This window comes from Curtobacterium sp. MCPF17_002 (assembly GCF_003234115.2).
Lineage (GTDB): Bacteria > Actinomycetota > Actinomycetes > Actinomycetales > Microbacteriaceae > Curtobacterium.
Genome location: NZ_CP126251.1, coordinates 3,361,939 through 3,379,996 on the forward strand (window position 1 = coordinate 3,361,939; position 18,058 = coordinate 3,379,996).

Consider the following 18,058-nt stretch of genomic DNA (forward strand, 5'->3'; position numbering starts at 1 on the left):
ATGGGTCGCCTCCTCAGGCCGCGCTGCGGGCGACGAGGCGGGTGACCGCCGCGAGCGGGATGCCGACCCAGTCGGGTCGGTTCCGCGTCTCGTAGACGACCTCGTAGACGGCCTTGTCGAGCTCGAAGGCGTCGAGGAGTTCTCGGTGCGCGCGCAGGTCCGCACCGGTCCCGCGCTGGTACCCGTCGACGAAGGCCGATCGGGCAGCGTGCGCCCACTCCCCCGCGTCCACCGGTTCGGCGTCCTGTGCGAGCGCGCCGGCGACGTAGTCGAACGACCGCAGCATCCCCGCGACGTCGCGCAGCGTGACGTCCGGCAGGGAGCGTTCGGTGAGCGGACGGAGCGGTTCGCCCTCGAAGTCGAGGAACACCCATCCGCGCGGTTCCGGTGCGGCGAGGACCTGCCCGAGGTGCAGGTCGCCGTGGATGCGCTGGAGGTCGGGCCACACGGCCTCGGCGGCCCGGTCGTAGACGGCGCGGACGGCGTCGACGTGTTCGGCGACCGCCGGTGCCTCGGCAGCCGCGGCGTCGAGGCGGGCGTGCATGGTGGCCACGGCGGCGCTCCGGCGGGCCTCGTCGGCCGGTTCGGTCGGCAGCGCGTGGGCGAGGGTGCGGTGGACCTCGGCGAGCGCCTCCCCGAGCCGGTCCGCACCGGTGACGAAGGACGTGCCCTGCCGGGCGTCGCGGAGCGCCACGCGCCAAGCGTCCTCGAGGCCGGGCAGGAACTCCTGCGCGAACGCGAGGTGACCGGTGGCCGTGCCGTCGGGTCGGCCGGTGTCGGGCCAGGACCCGCGGAGCGCGCCGGAGACCCGCGGGACCCGCGCACTGCCGGCCGCCGAGAGCGCGAGCTGGGTCGTGACGTCCGGGTTGTCGCCGTGGTGCAGGACGCGGAAGACCTTCACGATGACCTGCTCGCCGGACGCCGTGTCGCAGATCACCGACGTGTTCGACTGTTCACCGCTGAGGACCCGCGAGGCCGTCACGGTGCCGATCGGCCGGAGGCTGTCCGGGTCCGCGTCGATGCGCGCGGCCAGTGAGCCCACCCACCCGGGATCGGTGGTGGCGTCGCGGAGGGTGCCGTCCTCGCCCGTCGTGACCGGGGCCTGGTACAGGACGGGACCGGTGGGGGCGTCGTCGAGGACGAGGCGGGTGCCGTCGGTCCGCGCGATGGTGGTGAGCCGGGGGCTGGCGCCCTTCGCCGTGTACCAGCGCTGGTGGGCGATCCAGCCCTCGAGCGTGCGGTCGCTGGGATCTGCGGTGGGCTCGTCGGCTGGGTCGGCGGTGGGCTCGGCGGTGGGCTCGGCGGTGGGCTCGTCGCTCATGCAGCGAACCGTACGCGTCGGGCCCTGGGGCGGTGTCGGTTCGGGGTCGGTTCCTCCACAGGGCGCTTCCGGGCGGAACCGTCCACAGAACGCTGTGCGGGCCGAGACGGGACAGGCTCCGCGGACGACACTCGTCGACATGCCGACTCAGCACCCTGGACCAGAGGCCCGCTCCGACCCCCGCTGCACGTGGCGGATCCCCGACGACCGTCGGCTCCCCGCGCTCGAGCCCTTCGCCGATGCTGTCCTCCGCCACGACCCGGTGGTGCTCCGCGAGACGGTCTGGGACACGGATGATCGCACGCTGGCGGCCGAGGGCGTCGAGCTGCTCCGGTCCGACCTCGGGTGGTCGGTCGACCGCGGGGACGGCCCGGTGGCGGTGGGGCCGGACCTCGATGGGGACCCGCTCGACGCCGGTGCCGTGCCGCGCGACGCGGTGGAGGTGTTCCTCCGTGGCCGGGAACTCGGCGTGACACGGGTGCGGGGCACCGAGACGACGCTCGTCGAGCTCCGGGGTCGCGACGGACGGCTCCGTGCGGAGGTCGCCGACGTCCGCGTCGACGAAGGAGATCCCGACACGGCGCTCCTGCGCTCCGCACGGTGGTGGGCGCTCAGCGACGACGGGCACGGCGGAACGGTGGCCCGGGCGACTGAGCGGGCGCTGGCGGACGCTGCGGACCCGGCCGAGGCGCACGAGGGCCGCGCTTCGTCCACTCCGGCGGAGGCCGTCCGGTCGGAGCCCGGACGGTTGGAGCCCGCACGGTTGGAGCCCGCACGGTTGGAGCCCGTCCGGCGGCGCGGGGCGTCGAAGCGGCCCCGGCGGGGAACCGCTGCGGCGGTCGTGCGCGAGGTCCTGCGGTCGTTGCGTGCCGACCTCGTCGCCGTCGACCCCCGTGTGCGCGGCGACGAGCGCGAGTCCGTGCACGACCTCCGGAAGGTGCTTCGGCGGCTCCGGAGCGTGCTGGCGGCGTTCCGGGGCGCCCTCGACCCCGGCGCGACCGACACCCTGCGAGCGGAACTGGCCGAGGTGGCCCGGGTCGCCGGGACCGCCCGCGACGCCGAGGTCCTCCGTGACCGGCTGCTGCGCACCGCGGCCCGGACGCCGGAGGGGTACGTGGACGCCACGACCCTCGACCGGATCGGCACGCACGTCGACGAATTGCGGACCGAGGCGGCCACGGACCTCCGGCGGACGATGCGTTCCCCGGTGTGGTTCTCCGCGCTCGACCACCTGGACGACCTCATCGAGCGAGCGCCGAAGGGTCCGCACGCCGACGAGGACGCCGCGGCCTTCGTCGTCCGGCGGATCGGGAAGGAGCGTCTCCGGGTCACGAAGACGGTCGAGGGCCCCGTGGCCGGACTCGACGAGCTGCACGAGGTCCGGAAGGCAGCGCGCCGGCTGCGGTACGCCCTGCAGGCTGCGCGCGGTGCGCCGGACCTCGGGAAGCGCCGGCTCGGGTTCCTGAAGCGGGTGCAGGAGTCGCTCGGCGAGGTGCTCGACGCCGCCCACGCGACCGCGGCCTACCGGCAGCTCGCGGTGGTCGCTGCCCGGAACGGCGAGGACACCTTCGGCTACGGAGCACTGGCGACGACGGAGCACGCCGCGGTCGAGCAGGCGTGGGAGCGGGCGCGGAAGCTGCTCGCGAAGGTGTGACGGTCTGCGAGGATGACGACGTGCCGCACTACCTCGAGGACCTCGCCGCCGGACAGACCTTCACGACCCCGGGTCGGACGATCACCGAGGCGGACGTGGTCTCGTTCGCCTCGTGGACGAACGACAACAACCAGGTCCACACCGACGTCGAGTTCGCCGGGAAGACCCGGTACGGCCAGCGGATCGTGCACGGGCTGCTCGGGACCTCCCTGTGCCTCGGCCTCATCGCGCGGACCGGGGTGTTCGAGGGCTCGGCGGTGGCACTGCTCGGGATCGACCAGTGGCGGTTCACGGCCCCGGTGTTCATCGGGGACACCGTGACGTGCGAGGTCGAGATCCTGTCGACACGGCTGACGAGCTCCGGGAAGACCGGCATCGTCGAGCGGACCGTCTCACTGCGGAACCAGCGCGGCGAAGTCGTCCAGCAGGGCCGGATGGACGTCATGGTCCTCACGCGCGACGCCGCGATCGGCTGAGCCGGCCCGGCTCCGGTCCTGCTTGGTATTCGTTGCCGAGCCCTTTACAACGATGTACACGCACGCCAGCATGGAGGCATGAGCACGCTCGACGGCACCGTCGCCGCACCTGACACCGCCCCCACGCCGGCCCTCCCGCTCGCCTCTCGGCAGGACGGCACGTACCCCCGCCCCCAGATGCTCCGCACCCACTGGGCGGACCTCGACGGCACGTGGTCGTTCCGGAACGACGGCGACGACGACGCGTGGCGCGCGGGCTTCCCGGACGCCCGCGACATCGTCGTCCCGTTCCCGCCCGAGTCCGTCGCGTCCGGTATCGACGAGCCGGGCTTCCACCCCGTGGTCTGGTACTCCCGTCCGATCACCCGCGCCGAGCTGGACGCTGCCGGCCACGGTGCCGCCGCGCCCCGCCTGGTCCTGCACTTCGGCGCCGTCGACCACCGCGCCCGCGTCTGGATCGACGGGCAGTTCATCGGCGAGCACGAGGGCGGCCACACCCCGTTCTCGCTCGACGTGACCGAGGCCCTCGCCACCGACCCGGACGCCGTGCACACCCTGGTCGTCCGCGCCGAGGACGACCCGCACGACCTCACCCAGCCCCGCGGCAAGCAGGACTGGCACGAGGACCCGCACGCCATCTGGTACCGCCGGACCACCGGGATCTGGCAGACCGTGTGGCTCGAGGCCGTGCCCACCGCATCGATCTCGTACCTCCGCTGGACGAACGTCGACCACGAGACCCTCCGCCTGACCGTCCGGATCGCCGGTGTCCGCACGGGCGGCGAACGCCTCCGCGTCGAGGCCCGCTGGGACGAGCGTGACGAGCACCTCGCCACGATCGAGTCCACCCTCGGCACGACCGGCGACGAGTTCGACGTGCTCGTGCCGCTCGCCCGTCAGTCGAACGGGCAGGCCGAGGACGAACTGCACTGGACGCCGGAGGCCCCGCGCCTCGTCGACGCCACGGTGACCCTGCTGCCCGCCGGGACCGGCACCACGCCGACCGACGCCGTCGCCTCGTACTTCGGCGTACGCACGGTCGGCATTGACGGGGGCGCCTTCCTGCTCAACGGCCGCCGCTACGACGTCCGCAGTGTCCTCAACCAGGGCTACTGGCCGGACTCCCACATCGCGGCCCCGTCGCGGGAGGCCCTCCGCCGCGAGGTCGAGCTCATCAAGGAGCTCGGCTTCAACGCCGCCCGCAACCACCAGAAGATCGAGGACCCCCGCTTCCTGTACTGGGCGGACCGGCTCGGCATCCTGGTGTGGGGCGAGGCACCGGGCGCCTACGCGTTCTCGCCGCGCGCGGTGCAGCGACTCGTGCGCGAGTGGATGGACGCCGTCGAGCGCGATGCCTCGCACCCGTCGATCGTGACCTGGGTCCCCGCGAACGAGAGCTGGGGCGTGCAGCACATCGCCACGGACCCGGCGCAGCAGGCCTACGCCCGTGCCCTCGCCGACGTCACGCGGGCGATCGACCCGACCAGACCGGTGATCTCGAACGACGGCTGGGAGCACACGAACTCGGACATCCTGACGGTCCACGACTACGAGGGCGACGGACCGCGGATGGCGGCCACCTACGCTGACGACGTCGCCCGGACGGTGCTCGTGAACGGGATCGGGCCCGCCGACCGACGCATCCTCGTCGGCGGCGCCGCGGACCACGGACAGCCGGTGATGCTGACCGAGTTCGGCGGCGTGAACTACCAGCCCGGTTCGCAGCGCGAGGACGGCTGGGGGTACACCTCCGCCGTCGACGGTGACGACTGGATCGCCCGCATCACGGCGCTGTACGACGCGATCCGTGCGAGCTCGTTCCTCGCCGGCTCCTGCTACACGCAGCTGACGGACACGATGCAGGAGACGAACGGCCTGCTGAACGCCGACCGCACCCCGAAGGTGCCGATCGAGCAGATCCGGCGCGCGGTCACGGGTCGCTGACCGGGAGGCGCCACTCCGGTGAGCAGGAATGGTCGGGTCCGACCGACGGACCCGACCATTGCTGCTCACGAAGCGCGTGGATCGGCGCGCGGCCCGGCGACCCGGACCGACGCGGACCGGCGCGGACCGGCGCGGGGGGTGATCTGGGAGGATCGTTCGGGTGACGAGCGCTGCGGAGACGACCCGTGCCTCCAGGCCGGGGCTGCGCGCCCTGCTGGACGGACGGCACAGCGCCTGGGCCGCACCCCTCGTGATCTGGGCCGGCTCCCGGGTCGTCAGCACGCTGCTGCTGGCGACGATGTACGTCGTCGCCACCACGAGCGGGTGGACGTTCGCGTCGTACCGGCGTGACCCGTCCTTCTTCACCTTCTCGGGCTCGTGGGACGCGTCGTTCTACCGGATCATCGCCGAGCACGGGTACCCGGTGACCGTCCCGCTGGACGACACTGGGCACGTGCTGCCGAACGCCTGGGCGTTCCTGCCGGCGTTCCCCGCGCTCGTCCGCGTCGTGATGCCGCTCACCGGCGGCTCGTTCTGGGTGGCCGGGGTGATCGTCGCGACGCTCGCCGGAGCGGGGGCGTGCGTGCTGTTGTACCGGCTCGTCCTCGCGGTCGGGTGCTCGCACCGTGCGAGGTGGGCGACCGCCCTGTTCGCGTTCGGCCCGACGGCGTTCCTGCTGCAGGTCGCCTACGCCGAGAGCACGTTCCTGCTGCTGCTCTTCGGTGCGCTGCTCGCCCTGGTGCGGCGACGGTACTGGCTGGTGGCGCCTCTCGGGGTCGTCGCGGCGCTCACGAAGCCCGGCGTGCTGGCGCTCGCGGTCGCGCTCGCGGTGCACCTCGTCGTGCGGTGGGTGCACGAGCGGCGGGCGCTCCCCGTCCGGGACGCGATCGCGATCGTCGTGTCCGGGCTCGTCGTCGCGGCGGCTGGGCTGGCCTGGCCGCTCGTCGCCTCCGCGGTGACCGGGAGGCCGAACGCGTACCTCGACACCGAGCTGTCCTGGTGGGTGGGCTTCGTCGGCCGGCAGCACTTCGCGCCGCTGACCCCGTGGTTCACGATGGCGGGGACGTGGCTCGGGCCGCTCGGGATCGCACTCGTGGTGGTGGTGCTCGTCGGTGCGGTGTGGTTCTGGACCCGGCCGGCCGTGCGGGCGCTCGGGGTGGACGTGCTGGCGTTCACCGCGTCGTACGGGCTCTACCTGGTGGCGGTGTTCCTGCCGCAGCAGAGCCTGCCGCGGCTGCTCATGCCGATGGCGCCGTTGCTCGGGTCGGACGTGTTCGTGCGGACGCGGCGGCGTGCGGTGACGTGGCTCGTCGTCGGGGTGTGCCTGCAGCCGGTCGCGATCGTGCTGCTGTGGTTCCTCGGGTACCCCTGAGCGGGCGCGGGGCGCGGCGCGGCGGGGCTCCGCGCTCGGAGCGGTTCGCACAACTGAAGTGCGTTCGCGCCGCGCGTTCCCACGGTTCGGGCGCACTTTGGTTGTGCGGGCCGCGCCAGCGCGCCGGCGAGCCCGCAGCGCGGGCAGCGCCGGCGAGCGGGCAGCGCCGCAGCGCCCACCGCGCGGGCAGCGCCCGCCTACGCGTCGAACGTGTGGAACCAGGCGGTACCGCCCGGGTGCTGCACGGTGATCATCTCGTCGAGGTCGCGGTACGGGCCGTCCTGGTTGTGGCTCGCCGACTTGATGCGGACGGTGCCGTCCGCCTCGGTGAAGACCTCGGACACGATCGTGGTGTGGTCGGGCGAGTCGTTGTCGTTCCAGTCGTAGAAGACGATGTCGCCGACCTTGACCTCGTCCCGCTCGTCGAGGGACCGTCGGGTCAGCCCGAACTCCGCGGCGTTCGCGGTCAGCCACGGGTCCATCGTCGGGCAGTACGTCCACGTGGCGGTGTGCTCCGCGCCGGCGGCCCGGTTGTACCAGTCGTCGCGCTGCTTCCACCCGCGGGCGATGAGCGTCTGGCTGACGTAGTTCGCGCAGTCGCCGCCGATCGGGTTCATCGTGCCGTACTCGGCGAGGTTGTAGTCGCTCCAGTGCGCCATCGCGTACTGGAGCTGCCGGTCGACGTCGGTCAGGGCGGCGTACGCGAGGGTCGTCGTCGCCACGGCCGTCGAGGCGTCCGGCACGGCGGCGGCGGTGGGCGACGAGCTCGACGTCGACGAGTCCTGCGTCGCCCCGGACTGCCCGTCGTTCGCGGCACTGCCGTTGCCGTCCGAGGACTGGTTCGCCGAGGGCGCCGGCTCGATGACCGAGGTGAAGAGTGCGACGTCGGCGGACCCGGCGGTGTACATCGCCTGGTGCGGCGCCGTGAAGGTGACCTTCGTCGCGGACGCCTTCACGCCCCGCGCAGCGATCCCACCGACGGTGACGCCCTTGACCGCGGCCAGCCCGGTGCCGGCGACCGAGATCGTCACCCCGCCGGCGAGCGGGACCTGCGCGGGGATGAGGGACTTCGCGACGGGCTTCGCCGTCGGGGTCTCGGACCCGCTGCCGTCACCCGTGGCCGAGGACTTGCCGCCGCCCGGACCACCGTCGCCGGACGAGCACGCCGCCACCGCGAGCCCGATCCCGGTCACGCCGGCGAGGGAGAGCAGGGACCGGCGGGTCAACGAAGCAGTCATGGTGCTTCCAGGGTAGGCGACGACACGGCATGATCACTGGCAGGAACCACCGTTGAGAGGATCACTCACCATGCCCGAGAGCCACGACTTCTTCGTCGCCGCCGACCCCGAATCCGTCCGTGCCCGCGTCCGCGGAGCGCTCGCCCGCGAGGGCTACACCGTCGAGGACGGCGACCAGGGAGCTCTCCGCGCGACCCGCGGCAGCCTGGGCCTCACGCTGCTCATCGGCGGCATGGCGAACGACCGCACCTTCCACACCCGCCTGGACGTGCAGGTGATGGTGACGCCGGACGGCCGGACCGTCGCACGCCTGCTGCGCGGCTCGGGCAAGTCGGCGATCAAGGGCGGCGCGCTCGGCATCTCGCGCGGCAACCGTGCGTTCGAGCAGGCCGCGAACGCGATCCACGCGGAGCTGGCGCAGGCCGGCATCCTGACGGAGAGCGTGCCCGGCTAGAGCTGCCGGCTCGGACCGGAAAGCTCGACCCGACAAACACAGCTCGACCCGACAAACACAGAAGGCCACCCGATCGGGTGGCCTTCTGTGTTCTTGCCTGGTGGAGCTAAGGGGATTCGAACCCCTGACCTTCTCATTGCGAACGAGACGCGCTACCAACTGCGCCATAGCCCCAAGTGCTCGACAACACTAACACCAGCCCGTGGCCGATCCGAAATCGACTGCTCAGACGGCGCGGCGGCGACGCATGATCGCGTCGAGGTCGGCCTGCTCGTACGCGTCCTCGACGAGGACGCCCATGCCCGCCCACTTGCTCGGCGGCGCCGGCGGCGCAGCCGGCCCGGCCGGCGGAGCCGTGGGACCGGCAGCAGGAACCGCTGCAGGATCCGCTGCAGGAGCAGCACCCGTCGGCGCCCGCAGCCCGAGCCGCTCCGCCAGCCGGCCCTGGTCGTGCGCCGACAGCGACGCCACGGCCTCCTCCACGTCGGGCCGCATCCGCGACACACGGGCGAGTGACGGGTCCGTCTCGGCAGCGCGGATCGCAGCGGCCTCGGCGTCGGCCTCCGCCTTGGCCTGGGCGACGCGCTCCTTGAGCCGTGCGGCGAGTTCCGCCGCCGACTCCGGCGCCGCAGCGGGTGCGGTGGGCGTCTCGACGTAGAGCGGCTTCGGCACGGCGTTCGGGGTCCAGCTGCGGTCACGCGCGGGTTCCGCAGGCTGCTCGGTGGACAGCGGCGGCGCCGGGTCCGTCCACGTGGTCGCCGGCCTGGAGGCACGGGTCGCCCCCGTCACGGCCGTCGCGGTCCGGGTCTTCCGCGCCTTCGCGACCTGGTGCAGCTGTGCGAGGACCGCTGCGGACCCACCGACGGCGACGAGCCCGGCGACGCCGACGAGCCACATCGCGGGGGCTGCGGCGAAGACGACGATCGCGACGACGAGTCCGGCGGCACCGAGGAGCGTCGCACCGAGCCGGGAGCGACGCATGCGCATCGCGGTGAGTGCGGGGACGGCCGACACGCGTTCGAGGACGGGAGCCTGCTCGGCGAGACGGCGGGTGATCTCCCGCTGCCGGGCGGCTTCGTGGGCGCGGACGATGGCGGTGCGCTTGGCCTCTTCGGACCGGGCGACGCGCTGCGCCTCGGCGAGGGACTTCGCGTTCATCTCGACGCGGACCTCGTCCGGCAGCTCAGCGGTCTGCGCGAGGATCCGGAGGGTCTGCTGCAGCCGGATCGCGTTCCGCTCGGTGGCGAGGTACTGCCGCCGGGCCGCCCAGGACGGCATGAGGTAGACGAGCCAGAGCACGGCCGCGACGAGCAGGACGATGCCCCCGCCCCACGAGCCGATACCTGCCATGGGGACACGGTAGGGGCGGGCGTTCCCCTGGCGGGTGATTGCCGGACGCGTGTTGCGCGTGTCGTGACGAAATCACCGGGGGTGAGCCGCGCCTCCAGGCCGTCCCACCGGATCCGCGAGGAGCCGAGCCGACGGGTCAGACGCGGGGGGTCGTGTGCAGCGGCAGCGCCGCCTCGTCGCGCGCGGCGAGCGGGACGCTGCCGACACCCGGCGGGACCTCGCCGCGGACCCAGCGCTCGAGGACGCCCTCGCGGACCTCCTCGGCGACGAGCGCGAAGCAGAAGTGGTCGCGCCAGTCGCCGTTGATGTGGATGTAGCGACGGCGGAGCCCCTCGAACCGGAAGCCGAGCTTCTCGACGACGCGCAGCGACGGCGCGTTCTCCGGACGGATGCAGATCTCGATCCGGTGGATGCCGACCGCACGGAAGCAGTGGTCCACCGCCATCGCGACGGAGATCGGCGTGACGTTGTGGCCGGCGGCGTCCTCGACGACCCAGTAGCCGATCGACGCGCTGGCGAGCGAGCCGTAGGTGATGCCGGAGACGTTCAGCTGTCCGACGAAACGACCGTCGAGCTCCATCGCGAACGGGAGCCCGAGCCCCGCGCGGGCGTTGGCCTGGAGCGCGCGGATGCTGCCGCGGACGTCGGTGGAGACGTGTCCGGTGGGGTTCGTGGCCTCCCACGTGCGGAGCCACGAACGGTTGGTCGCGAGCGCGACGTCGAGGTCACGCGTGTCGCGCAGCCGGAGGGGCCGGATGGTGACCCGCCCGTGGGACAGGGTCGGGATCGTCGTCATCGCTCAGGTTCCTCCGGTGCCCCGACTGATCCTCGGGGCGGGTGTCCCGCACGGGCCCGGCGTACCGGACCCGTGCGGGATGGGTCGACTCATTCGCCCGCGTTGAACTCCTTGAGCCACGACTTGAGGTCGGGGCCGAGGTCCTCGCGGTCCGAGGCGAGCTGCACGATCGCCTTGATGTAGTCGAGTTTGTCACCCGTGTCGTACCGGCGTCCACGGAACACGACGCCGTACACGCCTCCGGTCCACTCCTCGGCGCTCGCCATCTTCATGAGCGCGTCGGTCAGCTGGATCTCGCCGCCCTTGCCCGGCTCCTGCTTCTCGAGGACGTCGAAGACCTCGGGACGGATGACGTAACGGCCGATGATGGCCAGGTTCGAGGGGGCCTCGCCCTGAGCCGGCTTCTCGACGAGGCCGGTGATCTTCACGACGTCGTCGGTGTCGGTCTGCTCGACCGTGGCGATGCCGTAGAGGTGCGTCTGCGACTCGGGGACCTCGAGCAGGGCCACGACGGTCGCGTTCTTCTCGCCCTGGACCTCGATCATGCGCTGCAGCAGCGGGTCGCGGGCGTCGATGATGTCGTCACCGAGGAGCACGGCGAACGGCTCGCGGCCGACGTGCATCTTCGCGCGGAGCACCGCGTGGCCGAGGCCGAGCGGGTCACCCTGACGGACGTAGTGCATGTCGGCGAGGTCCGTGGACTGGTTCACCTTCTGCAGCTTCTCGTGGTCGCCCTTCTTCTTGAGGGTCTCCTCGAGCTCGGACACGTGGTCGAAGTGGTTCTCGAGCGCGTTCTTGTTGCGGCCCGTGATCATCAGCACGTCGGTCAGCCCGGCACCGACAGCCTCTTCCACCACGTACTGGATGGCCGGCTTGTCGACGACGGGGAGCATCTCCTTCGGCATCGCCTTGGTCGCGGGGAGGAAGCGGGTGCCCAGCCCTGCAGCTGGGATCACCGCCTTCGAAATCTGGAAGCCCATGGCACAGACCGTATCCGATCCCCCTTTCTGGGGCATGTCGTCGCTCCGGGGGACAAGCCGGACGGCGTGTTCCCGGCGGGAAGCCGCAACCGGACCGCTCGGTAGACTCCTCCGCATGATCGCCGATCTCGGGAACGAGAAGCGCGCCCTGCGAGCCGAGCTCCGGCAGCGGCGGCGCACCCGGACCACGACCGAACGCGATGCGGACGCCAGCGCACTCACCGCGACCCTGCAGCGCTTCGCCGAGGAGCGTCAGGTCCGGTCGATCGCGCTCTACCTGTCCGCGCCGGACGAACCCAACGTGCGACCGTTCCTGAACTGGGCGTACGACAACGGGCTGCGGGTCCTGCTCCCCGTCACCCGCGAGGACGGACTGCTCGACTGGGCGGTCGGCGACGGGTCCTCCGAGACCGAGGGGCTCTTCGGCATGCCCGAGGTCGTCGGCGAGGTGCTCTCCCCCCTCGCCATCAACGACGTCGACGCGATCCTCGCCCCGGCCGCCGCGGTGGGGCATGACGGGGTCCGGATGGGCTGGGGACGGGGCTACTACGACAAGACCCTCGGGTCGATGGCGAACCGTCCGCCCGTCTATGCTGTGATCTTCGACGCGGAGTACCTCGACGAGGTCCCGCGCGAAGCCCACGACGAACCCGTCGACGGCATCATCACGCCGTCCCGCATCATCACGTTCCGGAGCTAGGGTGCCCACCTACTCGTACCGCTGCACCGAGTGCGGCAACGCCTTCGACATCAAGCAGTCCTTCTCCGACGCCACGCTCACCGAGTGCCCGGTGTGCGGCGGCGTCCTGCGCAAGGTCTTCTCGCCGGTCGGCGTCACCTTCAACGGCGGTGGGTTCTACCGCACGGACTCGCGCGCGACGCCGAAGGCCGAGGGGTCGTCGTCGTCCGGGTCGTCCGGGTCGTCGTCGCCCGCACCCGCGCCGGCCAAGACCGAGTCGAAGCCCAGCACGCCGAAGCCGAGCACCTCCGCGTCCTGACCCACGGTCCGACTCCTCGGTAGGTTTGTGGGCGTCGCCGACCGGCGGCCGTCCTCGACCCGGAAGGAGTCCCGTGAAGGGATTCAAGGAGTTCCTGCTCCGCGGCAACGTCATCGACCTGGCCGTCGCAGTCGTCATCGGTGCGGCGTTCACCGCGATCGTCACGGCGATCGTCAACGCGCTCATCAACCCGCTCATCGGTGCCGTCTTCAACGCGTCGAGCCTCGACAAGGCGCTCATCTGGAAGATCCCCACGGTGTCCGGTGGACACGCGGAGATCCTCTTCGGCGCGATCATCGGTGCCGCGCTCAACTTCATCATCGTGGCCGCGGTGGTGTACTTCGCCCTCGTGCTCCCCGTGAACCACCTCAAGAAGGTCGCGTTCGAGCGGGTCAAGAACGACGAGGAGCAGACGCCGCAGGACGTCCCGCCGACCGACGTCGAGGTGCTGCTCGAGATCCGCGACCTGCTCCGCACGCAGAACGGCGTGCCCGCGAACCCGGGCGGCGGCGCGCACGTCGCCCCGTCGAACGCTCCCGAGGGGCCCGGCATCGGCGGCACGACGAAGCTCTAGTCGCTCCGCACCCCTGTACGGACATCGCGCCCCGCCACTGCGGGGCGCGGTGTTCGTCCGGGGGTGCGACCGGGGTCAGCGCGCGGCGGCCACCGTGCGGCGCTTCGCGAACATCGCGACCGCGTACTGCGCGCCCGCGAGCACGTGCCCGGCGGTGCCGAGGTACACGAACACCAGGGCGACGACCCGCACCCACGGCGCGTTCTCGTCGACGGTGTGCACGGCGGAGAAGAGCAGCACCGGCAGGCCGACGAACAGCAGCGCCGAACGGATCTTGCCGGTCCACGTGACGTCGAGGTCCGGGTTGCCGTGGAAGAGCACGCTCGAGAGCACGACGAGCACGAGGTCGACGAGCACCACGACGGCGACGACCCACCACGGCAGCAGCCCGACGAGCACGAGCGACAGCACGATCGCGATGATGGCGAGCCGGTCCGCCACGGGGTCGAGCGACTTGCCGAGCTGCGACGTCTGGTCGAACCTCCGCGCGATGAAACCGTCCGCCCAGTCGCTCACGCCGAGGACGACGAGGGCGACGAGCGCCCAGCCGGGGTGACCGGCGACGACGAGGCCCACGAAGACCGGGATCAGCACGAACCGGAAGAGCGTGATCAGGTTCGGCCAGGTCTGCCAGTCGGGGCGCTGCCGCGCGGTGTCAGTCATCGCAGGCAAGGCTACCGGCTCACCAGTGCGGTGGGACGTCCCCCCGGAGCCGTGCATCGTTCTCGCCGTCGCGGTGCCGCGCCGGTTCCGGGTCGGGGGTGGGGTCGGAGCCCGGTGCGGGCTGGGTGGTGACTCGCCTGCGGGGTCGACCCGTGCCTCCAGGCCGTGCGTCCGTCTCGCCACCCTCAGCGGTCTGACGGACTGGAGGCGCGCCCTGCGACGCGTCGTCGGCTCGCGTCCACGTGCCCACCAGCTGGTCCGTCTCGGGCGTCACCGGACCAGCTGGCCGATGCGCCCGACGGCTCATCGGCGGGCGGGGCCAGCCGTGTGCACGCTGGGATGGAGATCCAGCGTGCTCATCGGCGTGCGGGGATCGGCGGGATCGAGATCTCCTGCGTGGCGCCGCGGTCGACGCCGAGCACGGCGGCGACGGTGTTCGCGACGCGGTCCGGGTCGGAGAACAGCTGGAACGCGTGCACGCGCACGTAGTGCCAGCCGAGCCGGCGCAGCACCTCGGGCCGGAGCCGCAGCGACTCCCGCAGCGACCCCTTCACGAGCGACGCGTCGGTCTCGATCGTCACGCAGACCCCGCCGTGCGCGGCCACCAGGCCGAGCTTCCCGCGGTGGCCGAGCGCGACCGGGATGCCGCGCATCTCGAGCCGGCGGGCCAGGTCGACGAGCAGCGGGTCGGAGTCGTCCGGCACGTACTCGGCGGTCGTGCGGGCACGGACCTCCGCGAGGATCTCGGCCAGCGCGACGGTGCCGTGGCCCATCCGCTCGGCCTCGATGTCGGACGGCTGGAAGCACGTGACGATGACCATCGAGCGACGGGCGCGGGTCATCGCGACCGCGAGCAGGCGCTCTCCACCGGGCTTGCCGAGCGGACCGAAGTCGCGCAGCACGCGACCGTGCGGTGTCCGGCCGTAGCCGATCGAGAACACGACGCGGTCGCGGCTCTGGGCGACGGACTGCTCGAGCGTCGCGACGATGAAGGGCTCTGCGCGGTCCCCGATGACGAACTCGGTGAGGTCCTTGTGGCCCTGTGCCGCGGTGAGCACGGCCTGCTCGACCCGGACGGCGTGCTTCGCCGAGGCGGTGATGACCATGAGCGACTCGGTCGGCCGCGTGCGTGCGTGGTCCATCACGAGTCGGACGACGCGGTCCACCTCGGCGTCGACGCTCTCGACGGCTCCGGACTCGGGGTCCGGCACGGCCTTGCCGTCGCTGACGTAGTCGAGCGCGATGGAACCGTGTCCGAGGAACGACCCGGCCCACGGCAGCGACTCGATCCGACCGCCGTAGAAGCGGCGGTTGACGAGCTCGGCGAGGTCCTCGCCGCCGGCGCGGTACGACCGGGTGAGCGACAGCGTCGGCAGCAGGGTGGACAGCTTCGCGAGCGCGGAGTCGGCGTGGAAGCCGTCGAGCGTCTCCTCGTCGACCTGCAGTGCACGGTGCGCGGGGTCGACGGCGATCCGGAACGGCGACGGGGTCTGCGTGACCGGGTCGCCGAACACGACGGTCTGGCGGGCGCGGCGGACGGCACCGACGGTCTCCGCGATGGTGACGGCGCCGGCGTCGACGAGGATGACCGTGTCGAACGGCATCGTGTCCGCGATCTGGGACACCTCGTACGGGCTCGCGAGCCAGACGGGGGCGATCGACCGGGACAGGTGCGGGGCGGAGTCCTGCAGGAGGCGCGAGCTGATCGCGCCCTCCTTGAGCTGGGTCTTGAGCGCCGTGGCTTCGTCCGGCCAGTCGACGAGCCCGACCTTCCAGTTCTCGGCGAGCTGCCACGCCAGGCCCTGGGAGACCCCGGCCGCGTGCGCGTCGTCGACGAGGCGGAAGTCGGCCTCGACCCGGTCGAGCATGTCGGTGTTCGCACCGAGCAGGGCCCGGTCGGACTCGAGCATCGTCTCGAGCGCCGACTGCCACCACGCGAGCTCGAGCTCGGCGGGCACGTGCGTGTCCGGGACGTGGCGGTTCGCCAGGTCGGTGATGAGCGGTTCGAGCTGCAGGTCACGGAGGGTCTGCATGAGCTCGGTGCGCTCCTGCAGGTTGTGCAGGACGTCCGACTCCTCCGCGAGGCGGGCGATCGTCGGGACGAGCTCGTCGATCGGCACGTTCGCCAGCTGGGTCTCACGCGATGCGCGGCCGAGGGGTTCGTCGAGGCGCGCGAGGTCCTCGACCACGTTCGAGAACAGCACCTGGACGTCCGCGATGCCGGTGGGGACCTCGGGGTTGACGCCGGCGGCGACGTACCGCTGCCAGAGCACGCGCTGCTGCTGGACGCGGGTGAGCGCCTCGTGCACGTCGGACACGTGCACGCCGGGACGCACGTACTCGCGCGCCAGCTTCTTCAGGCGGCGACGGTTCGTCGCGGACATCGGGGCGCCCTCACCGCGCGGAGCGGTGGCGGCGACGAGCTCGGAGACCGACCGGTCGAAGACGACGGGCAGGAAGCGGTCGAGCGTGTCCCGGATCTCGGTGAGCAGGCGCAGGTAGATGCCGAGCTCGTTGATCGTCGTGAACTGCCGCATGTGCGTCGTCGCCACGAGGTCGTGGGCACGGCGGAGCAGCGTCGGCAGCCCGTCGGCGTCGAGGTCCTTCGCGGTCTTGTGGGCGCGCTGCGCTCCGTCGCTCGAGGAAAACTTCGCGCCGTACCAGGGCGAGTCGTCCGGGCCGTAGCGGAACTCACCGAGGTTCGCCGCGCTGACCATCGTCTCGGCGACGCGCGAGCGTCCCTCGACCATCGACGTCACCGAGGTCTTCGAGAGCCGAGCGGTGGTCGACGGCGGCACCGGCAGGAGCGAGAGCCGCGACAGTTCGACGAGGCAGTCGAGCACGGAGACGCGGAAGTCCGGGTCCACGCGGGTCAGCGACCCGCGGTAGTCCTTGAGCACCTTGCGCAGCCGGACGAGGGCGTCGTCGACCTCGCGGAGGTTCGGGCGCGACGCCTTCTCGTTGCGCGCGATGGACCGCACGACGTCACGGCGGAGCGTGCCGGGCGTCACCGCGACCCCGGGCAGCTGGACCTCGGCGAAGCGGGCGGCGATGCCACGGAGGGTCGCGCGGCGGGGGCTCACGACGAGCACCCGCTTGTTCGCGGCGACGAGGCCGCCCAGCGCGTTCACGATCGTCTGCGTGCCACCGGTGCCCGGGAGGGTCTTCACGACGATCGAGTTACCGGCCGTGATCTGCGCGATCACGTTCTCCTGCTCGTCGTCGGCGTCGAGCAGGAGCGTGTCCGTCTCCGGGCTGCGCTCGTCCGACGGGGTCTGCTCGACCGGGTGGTAGGACTGCTCGACCTGCCACTTGGCGCTCGGGTTGCCGGCGAGGGCGTCGAGGACCGGGTGCGACAGGTCCTCGGTGTCCTCGACCATGCCGGTCGCGACCTCGGCGAACGTCGACACGACGAGGCGTGCGTGCACCGAGAAGCCCGGGATGTGGGCGGTCAGGCCGCGCAGGCGGTCGATGACGGGGTTCGGCGTGAAGGAGCCGTCCTGCTGCGCCAGCGCCACGAAGGACTGGGCGTCGAGGATGACGCCGAACTGCTCGTGCAGGGCGTCGGCGAGGCCGGGGTTGAGGACGGGTTCGCCGAGCAGGCGCACCTCGAAGTCGCGTCCGTGGCGACGGATGGCCAGCGGGCGGAGGAGCACCGGCCCGCGGAACTGCTCGTCGCCGTGCTTCCAGTCGGCCATGCCGATGCCGAGCTTCACGGCGTCGATGCCGCGCACGGTGGCGAGCTCGGTGCCCTTCGCCTCGACCTGCGCGGCGGCGATGCGGGCGGCACGGAGCGCGACCTCGTCACGGATGAGGCTGGAGAGCAGCGTGGTCTTGCCGGTGATGAACTGGGCGAGGCCACCGGGGTGCGTCGTGGAGAGCTCGATGCGGGCGCGCGGGTGGTCCGAGAAGTGGGTCAGCGGGCTCGTGCTGCCGACACCCGTCAGCTGCTTCCGCCACACGTCCCACACGGGCTCGGCGGCGTTGCCTGCCTGGAGGCGCGGATCACCCAGGCTGATCGCCTGCGGACTCGTGAGCTGCAGTTCCGGACGCAGGGTGCGGTCGGGTTCGTCACTCACGACGGTCTCTTCCTGCTGCCCCGACTGGTCCTGCTCCCCCTGCTGGTCGTGCTGTTCGTTCCGGTCGTCTCCGGGCGCGACAGCACCCTCGACGCGGACGTCGTCGTTCACGTCGTCCCCGCCGTCGGTCACCCTGTCCGCTCGCCACACATCCGACAC

At 72.1% G+C, this 18,058-nt stretch carries 15 protein-coding genes and 1 tRNA gene; 8 read left to right on the forward strand and 8 right to left on the reverse strand.

What is annotated here, in order from left to right; all coding sequences use genetic code 11:
- Nucleotides 1-13: 13 nt before the first annotated feature.
- The gene (locus tag DEJ28_RS15660) at nt 14-1,321 is read right to left on the reverse strand and encodes a phosphotransferase (protein ID WP_258368019.1); all 1,308 of its coding nucleotides are present in this window, start codon (nt 1,319-1,321) and stop codon (nt 14-16) included.
- A 139-nt stretch (nt 1,322-1,460) separates the two neighbouring features.
- Between DEJ28_RS15660 and DEJ28_RS15665 the strand changes: the two genes are divergently transcribed.
- The 4 genes from DEJ28_RS15665 (at nt 1,461) to DEJ28_RS15680 (ending at nt 6,767) form a co-directional block, all read left to right on the forward strand.
- Nucleotides 1,461-2,975: a CHAD domain-containing protein gene (locus DEJ28_RS15665; protein WP_146248830.1), complete on the forward strand. Its 1,515-nt coding sequence runs from the start codon at nt 1,461-1,463 to the stop codon at nt 2,973-2,975.
- A 20-nt stretch (nt 2,976-2,995) separates the two neighbouring features.
- Nucleotides 2,996-3,451: a MaoC/PaaZ C-terminal domain-containing protein gene (locus tag DEJ28_RS15670; RefSeq protein ID WP_111115355.1), complete on the forward strand. Its 456-nt coding sequence runs from the start codon at nt 2,996-2,998 to the stop codon at nt 3,449-3,451.
- A 78-nt stretch (nt 3,452-3,529) separates the two neighbouring features.
- On the forward strand, nt 3,530-5,395 hold the full coding sequence (locus DEJ28_RS15675) for a glycoside hydrolase family 2 TIM barrel-domain containing protein (protein WP_111115252.1): 1,866 nt from the start codon (nt 3,530-3,532) through the stop codon (nt 5,393-5,395).
- Nucleotides 5,396-5,555: 160 nt separating this feature from the next.
- Complete coding sequence (locus DEJ28_RS15680; RefSeq protein ID WP_181433680.1) at nt 5,556-6,767, forward strand: putative hexosyltransferase; 1,212 nt, start codon at nt 5,556-5,558, stop codon at nt 6,765-6,767.
- A 197-nt stretch (nt 6,768-6,964) separates the two neighbouring features.
- On the opposite strand, the gene DEJ28_RS15685 is transcribed toward DEJ28_RS15680, so the two are convergent.
- Entirely contained in the window at nt 6,965-8,005 is a 1,041-nt protein-coding gene (locus DEJ28_RS15685; protein ID WP_111115253.1) for an amidase domain-containing protein, read from the reverse strand.
- A 70-nt stretch (nt 8,006-8,075) separates the two neighbouring features.
- Here DEJ28_RS15685 and DEJ28_RS15690 point away from each other — a divergent pair, with 70 nt between their 5' ends.
- Nucleotides 8,076-8,459: a hypothetical protein gene (locus tag DEJ28_RS15690; protein ID WP_111115254.1), complete on the forward strand. Its 384-nt coding sequence runs from the start codon at nt 8,076-8,078 to the stop codon at nt 8,457-8,459.
- 98 nt (nt 8,460-8,557) lie between these two features.
- On the opposite strand, the gene DEJ28_RS15695 is transcribed toward DEJ28_RS15690, so the two are convergent.
- The 4 genes from DEJ28_RS15695 to galU form a co-directional block, all read right to left on the reverse strand.
- Nucleotides 8,558-8,633 (reverse strand) — tRNA-Ala (locus tag DEJ28_RS15695).
- Nucleotides 8,634-8,684: 51 nt separating this feature from the next.
- Complete coding sequence (locus DEJ28_RS15700; RefSeq protein ID WP_111115255.1) at nt 8,685-9,809, reverse strand: hypothetical protein; 1,125 nt, start codon at nt 9,807-9,809, stop codon at nt 8,685-8,687.
- Between the two features lie 136 nt (nt 9,810-9,945).
- A complete protein-coding gene (locus tag DEJ28_RS15705) occupies nt 9,946-10,605 on the reverse strand; it encodes a GNAT family N-acetyltransferase (RefSeq protein ID WP_111115256.1) in 660 nt (219 codons plus the stop codon).
- An 89-nt stretch (nt 10,606-10,694) separates the two neighbouring features.
- Nucleotides 10,695-11,585 carry a UTP--glucose-1-phosphate uridylyltransferase GalU gene (galU, locus tag DEJ28_RS15710; protein WP_111115257.1) on the reverse strand — a complete coding sequence of 297 codons (891 nt, stop codon included), beginning with the start codon at nt 11,583-11,585 and terminating at the stop codon, nt 10,695-10,697.
- Between the two features lie 115 nt (nt 11,586-11,700).
- Here galU and DEJ28_RS15715 point away from each other — a divergent pair, with 115 nt between their 5' ends.
- The 3 genes from DEJ28_RS15715 (at nt 11,701) to mscL (ending at nt 13,157) form a co-directional block, all read left to right on the forward strand.
- Nucleotides 11,701-12,285, forward strand: a complete 585-nt coding sequence (locus tag DEJ28_RS15715; RefSeq protein WP_111115258.1) for a 5-formyltetrahydrofolate cyclo-ligase — start codon at nt 11,701-11,703, stop codon at nt 12,283-12,285.
- A gap of 1 nt (nt 12,286) precedes the next feature.
- The gene (locus tag DEJ28_RS15720; RefSeq protein WP_111115259.1) at nt 12,287-12,583 is read left to right on the forward strand and encodes an FmdB family zinc ribbon protein; all 297 of its coding nucleotides are present in this window, start codon (nt 12,287-12,289) and stop codon (nt 12,581-12,583) included.
- A gap of 73 nt (nt 12,584-12,656) precedes the next feature.
- Nucleotides 12,657-13,157, forward strand: a complete 501-nt coding sequence (gene mscL / locus DEJ28_RS15725; protein WP_111115260.1) for a large conductance mechanosensitive channel protein MscL — start codon at nt 12,657-12,659, stop codon at nt 13,155-13,157.
- 75 nt (nt 13,158-13,232) lie between these two features.
- On the opposite strand, the gene DEJ28_RS15730 is transcribed toward mscL, so the two are convergent.
- Both DEJ28_RS15730 and DEJ28_RS15735 read right to left on the reverse strand, forming a co-directional pair.
- A complete protein-coding gene (locus DEJ28_RS15730) occupies nt 13,233-13,820 on the reverse strand; it encodes a CDP-alcohol phosphatidyltransferase family protein (RefSeq protein WP_181433681.1) in 588 nt (195 codons plus the stop codon).
- Nucleotides 13,821-14,176: 356 nt separating this feature from the next.
- Nucleotides 14,177-18,031, reverse strand: coding sequence for an ATP-binding protein (locus DEJ28_RS15735; protein ID WP_111115262.1), 3,855 nt, complete (start codon nt 18,029-18,031; stop codon nt 14,177-14,179).
- Nucleotides 18,032-18,058: the final 27 nt, after the last annotated feature.

Bases quoted from the DNA above. Each gene is read 5' to 3' on its own strand.
- DEJ28_RS15660 (WP_258368019.1), bottom strand. From the start codon at position 1,321: ATGAGCGACGAGCCCACCGCCGAGCCCACCGCCGAGCCCACCGCCGAC.
- DEJ28_RS15665 (WP_146248830.1), top strand. From the start codon at position 1,461: ATGCCGACTCAGCACCCTGGACCAGAGGCCCGCTCCGACCCCCGCTGC.
- DEJ28_RS15675 (WP_111115252.1), top strand. From the start codon at position 3,530: ATGAGCACGCTCGACGGCACCGTCGCCGCACCTGACACCGCCCCCACG.
- DEJ28_RS15685 (WP_111115253.1), bottom strand. From the start codon at position 8,005: ATGACTGCTTCGTTGACCCGCCGGTCCCTGCTCTCCCTCGCCGGCGTG.
- DEJ28_RS15690 (WP_111115254.1), top strand. From the start codon at position 8,076: ATGCCCGAGAGCCACGACTTCTTCGTCGCCGCCGACCCCGAATCCGTC.
- DEJ28_RS15700 (WP_111115255.1), bottom strand. From the start codon at position 9,809: ATGGCAGGTATCGGCTCGTGGGGCGGGGGCATCGTCCTGCTCGTCGCG.
- DEJ28_RS15705 (WP_111115256.1), bottom strand. From the start codon at position 10,605: ATGACGACGATCCCGACCCTGTCCCACGGGCGGGTCACCATCCGGCCC.
- galU (WP_111115257.1), bottom strand. From the start codon at position 11,585: ATGGGCTTCCAGATTTCGAAGGCGGTGATCCCAGCTGCAGGGCTGGGC.
- DEJ28_RS15715 (WP_111115258.1), top strand. From the start codon at position 11,701: ATGATCGCCGATCTCGGGAACGAGAAGCGCGCCCTGCGAGCCGAGCTC.
- DEJ28_RS15730 (WP_181433681.1), bottom strand. From the start codon at position 13,820: ATGACTGACACCGCGCGGCAGCGCCCCGACTGGCAGACCTGGCCGAAC.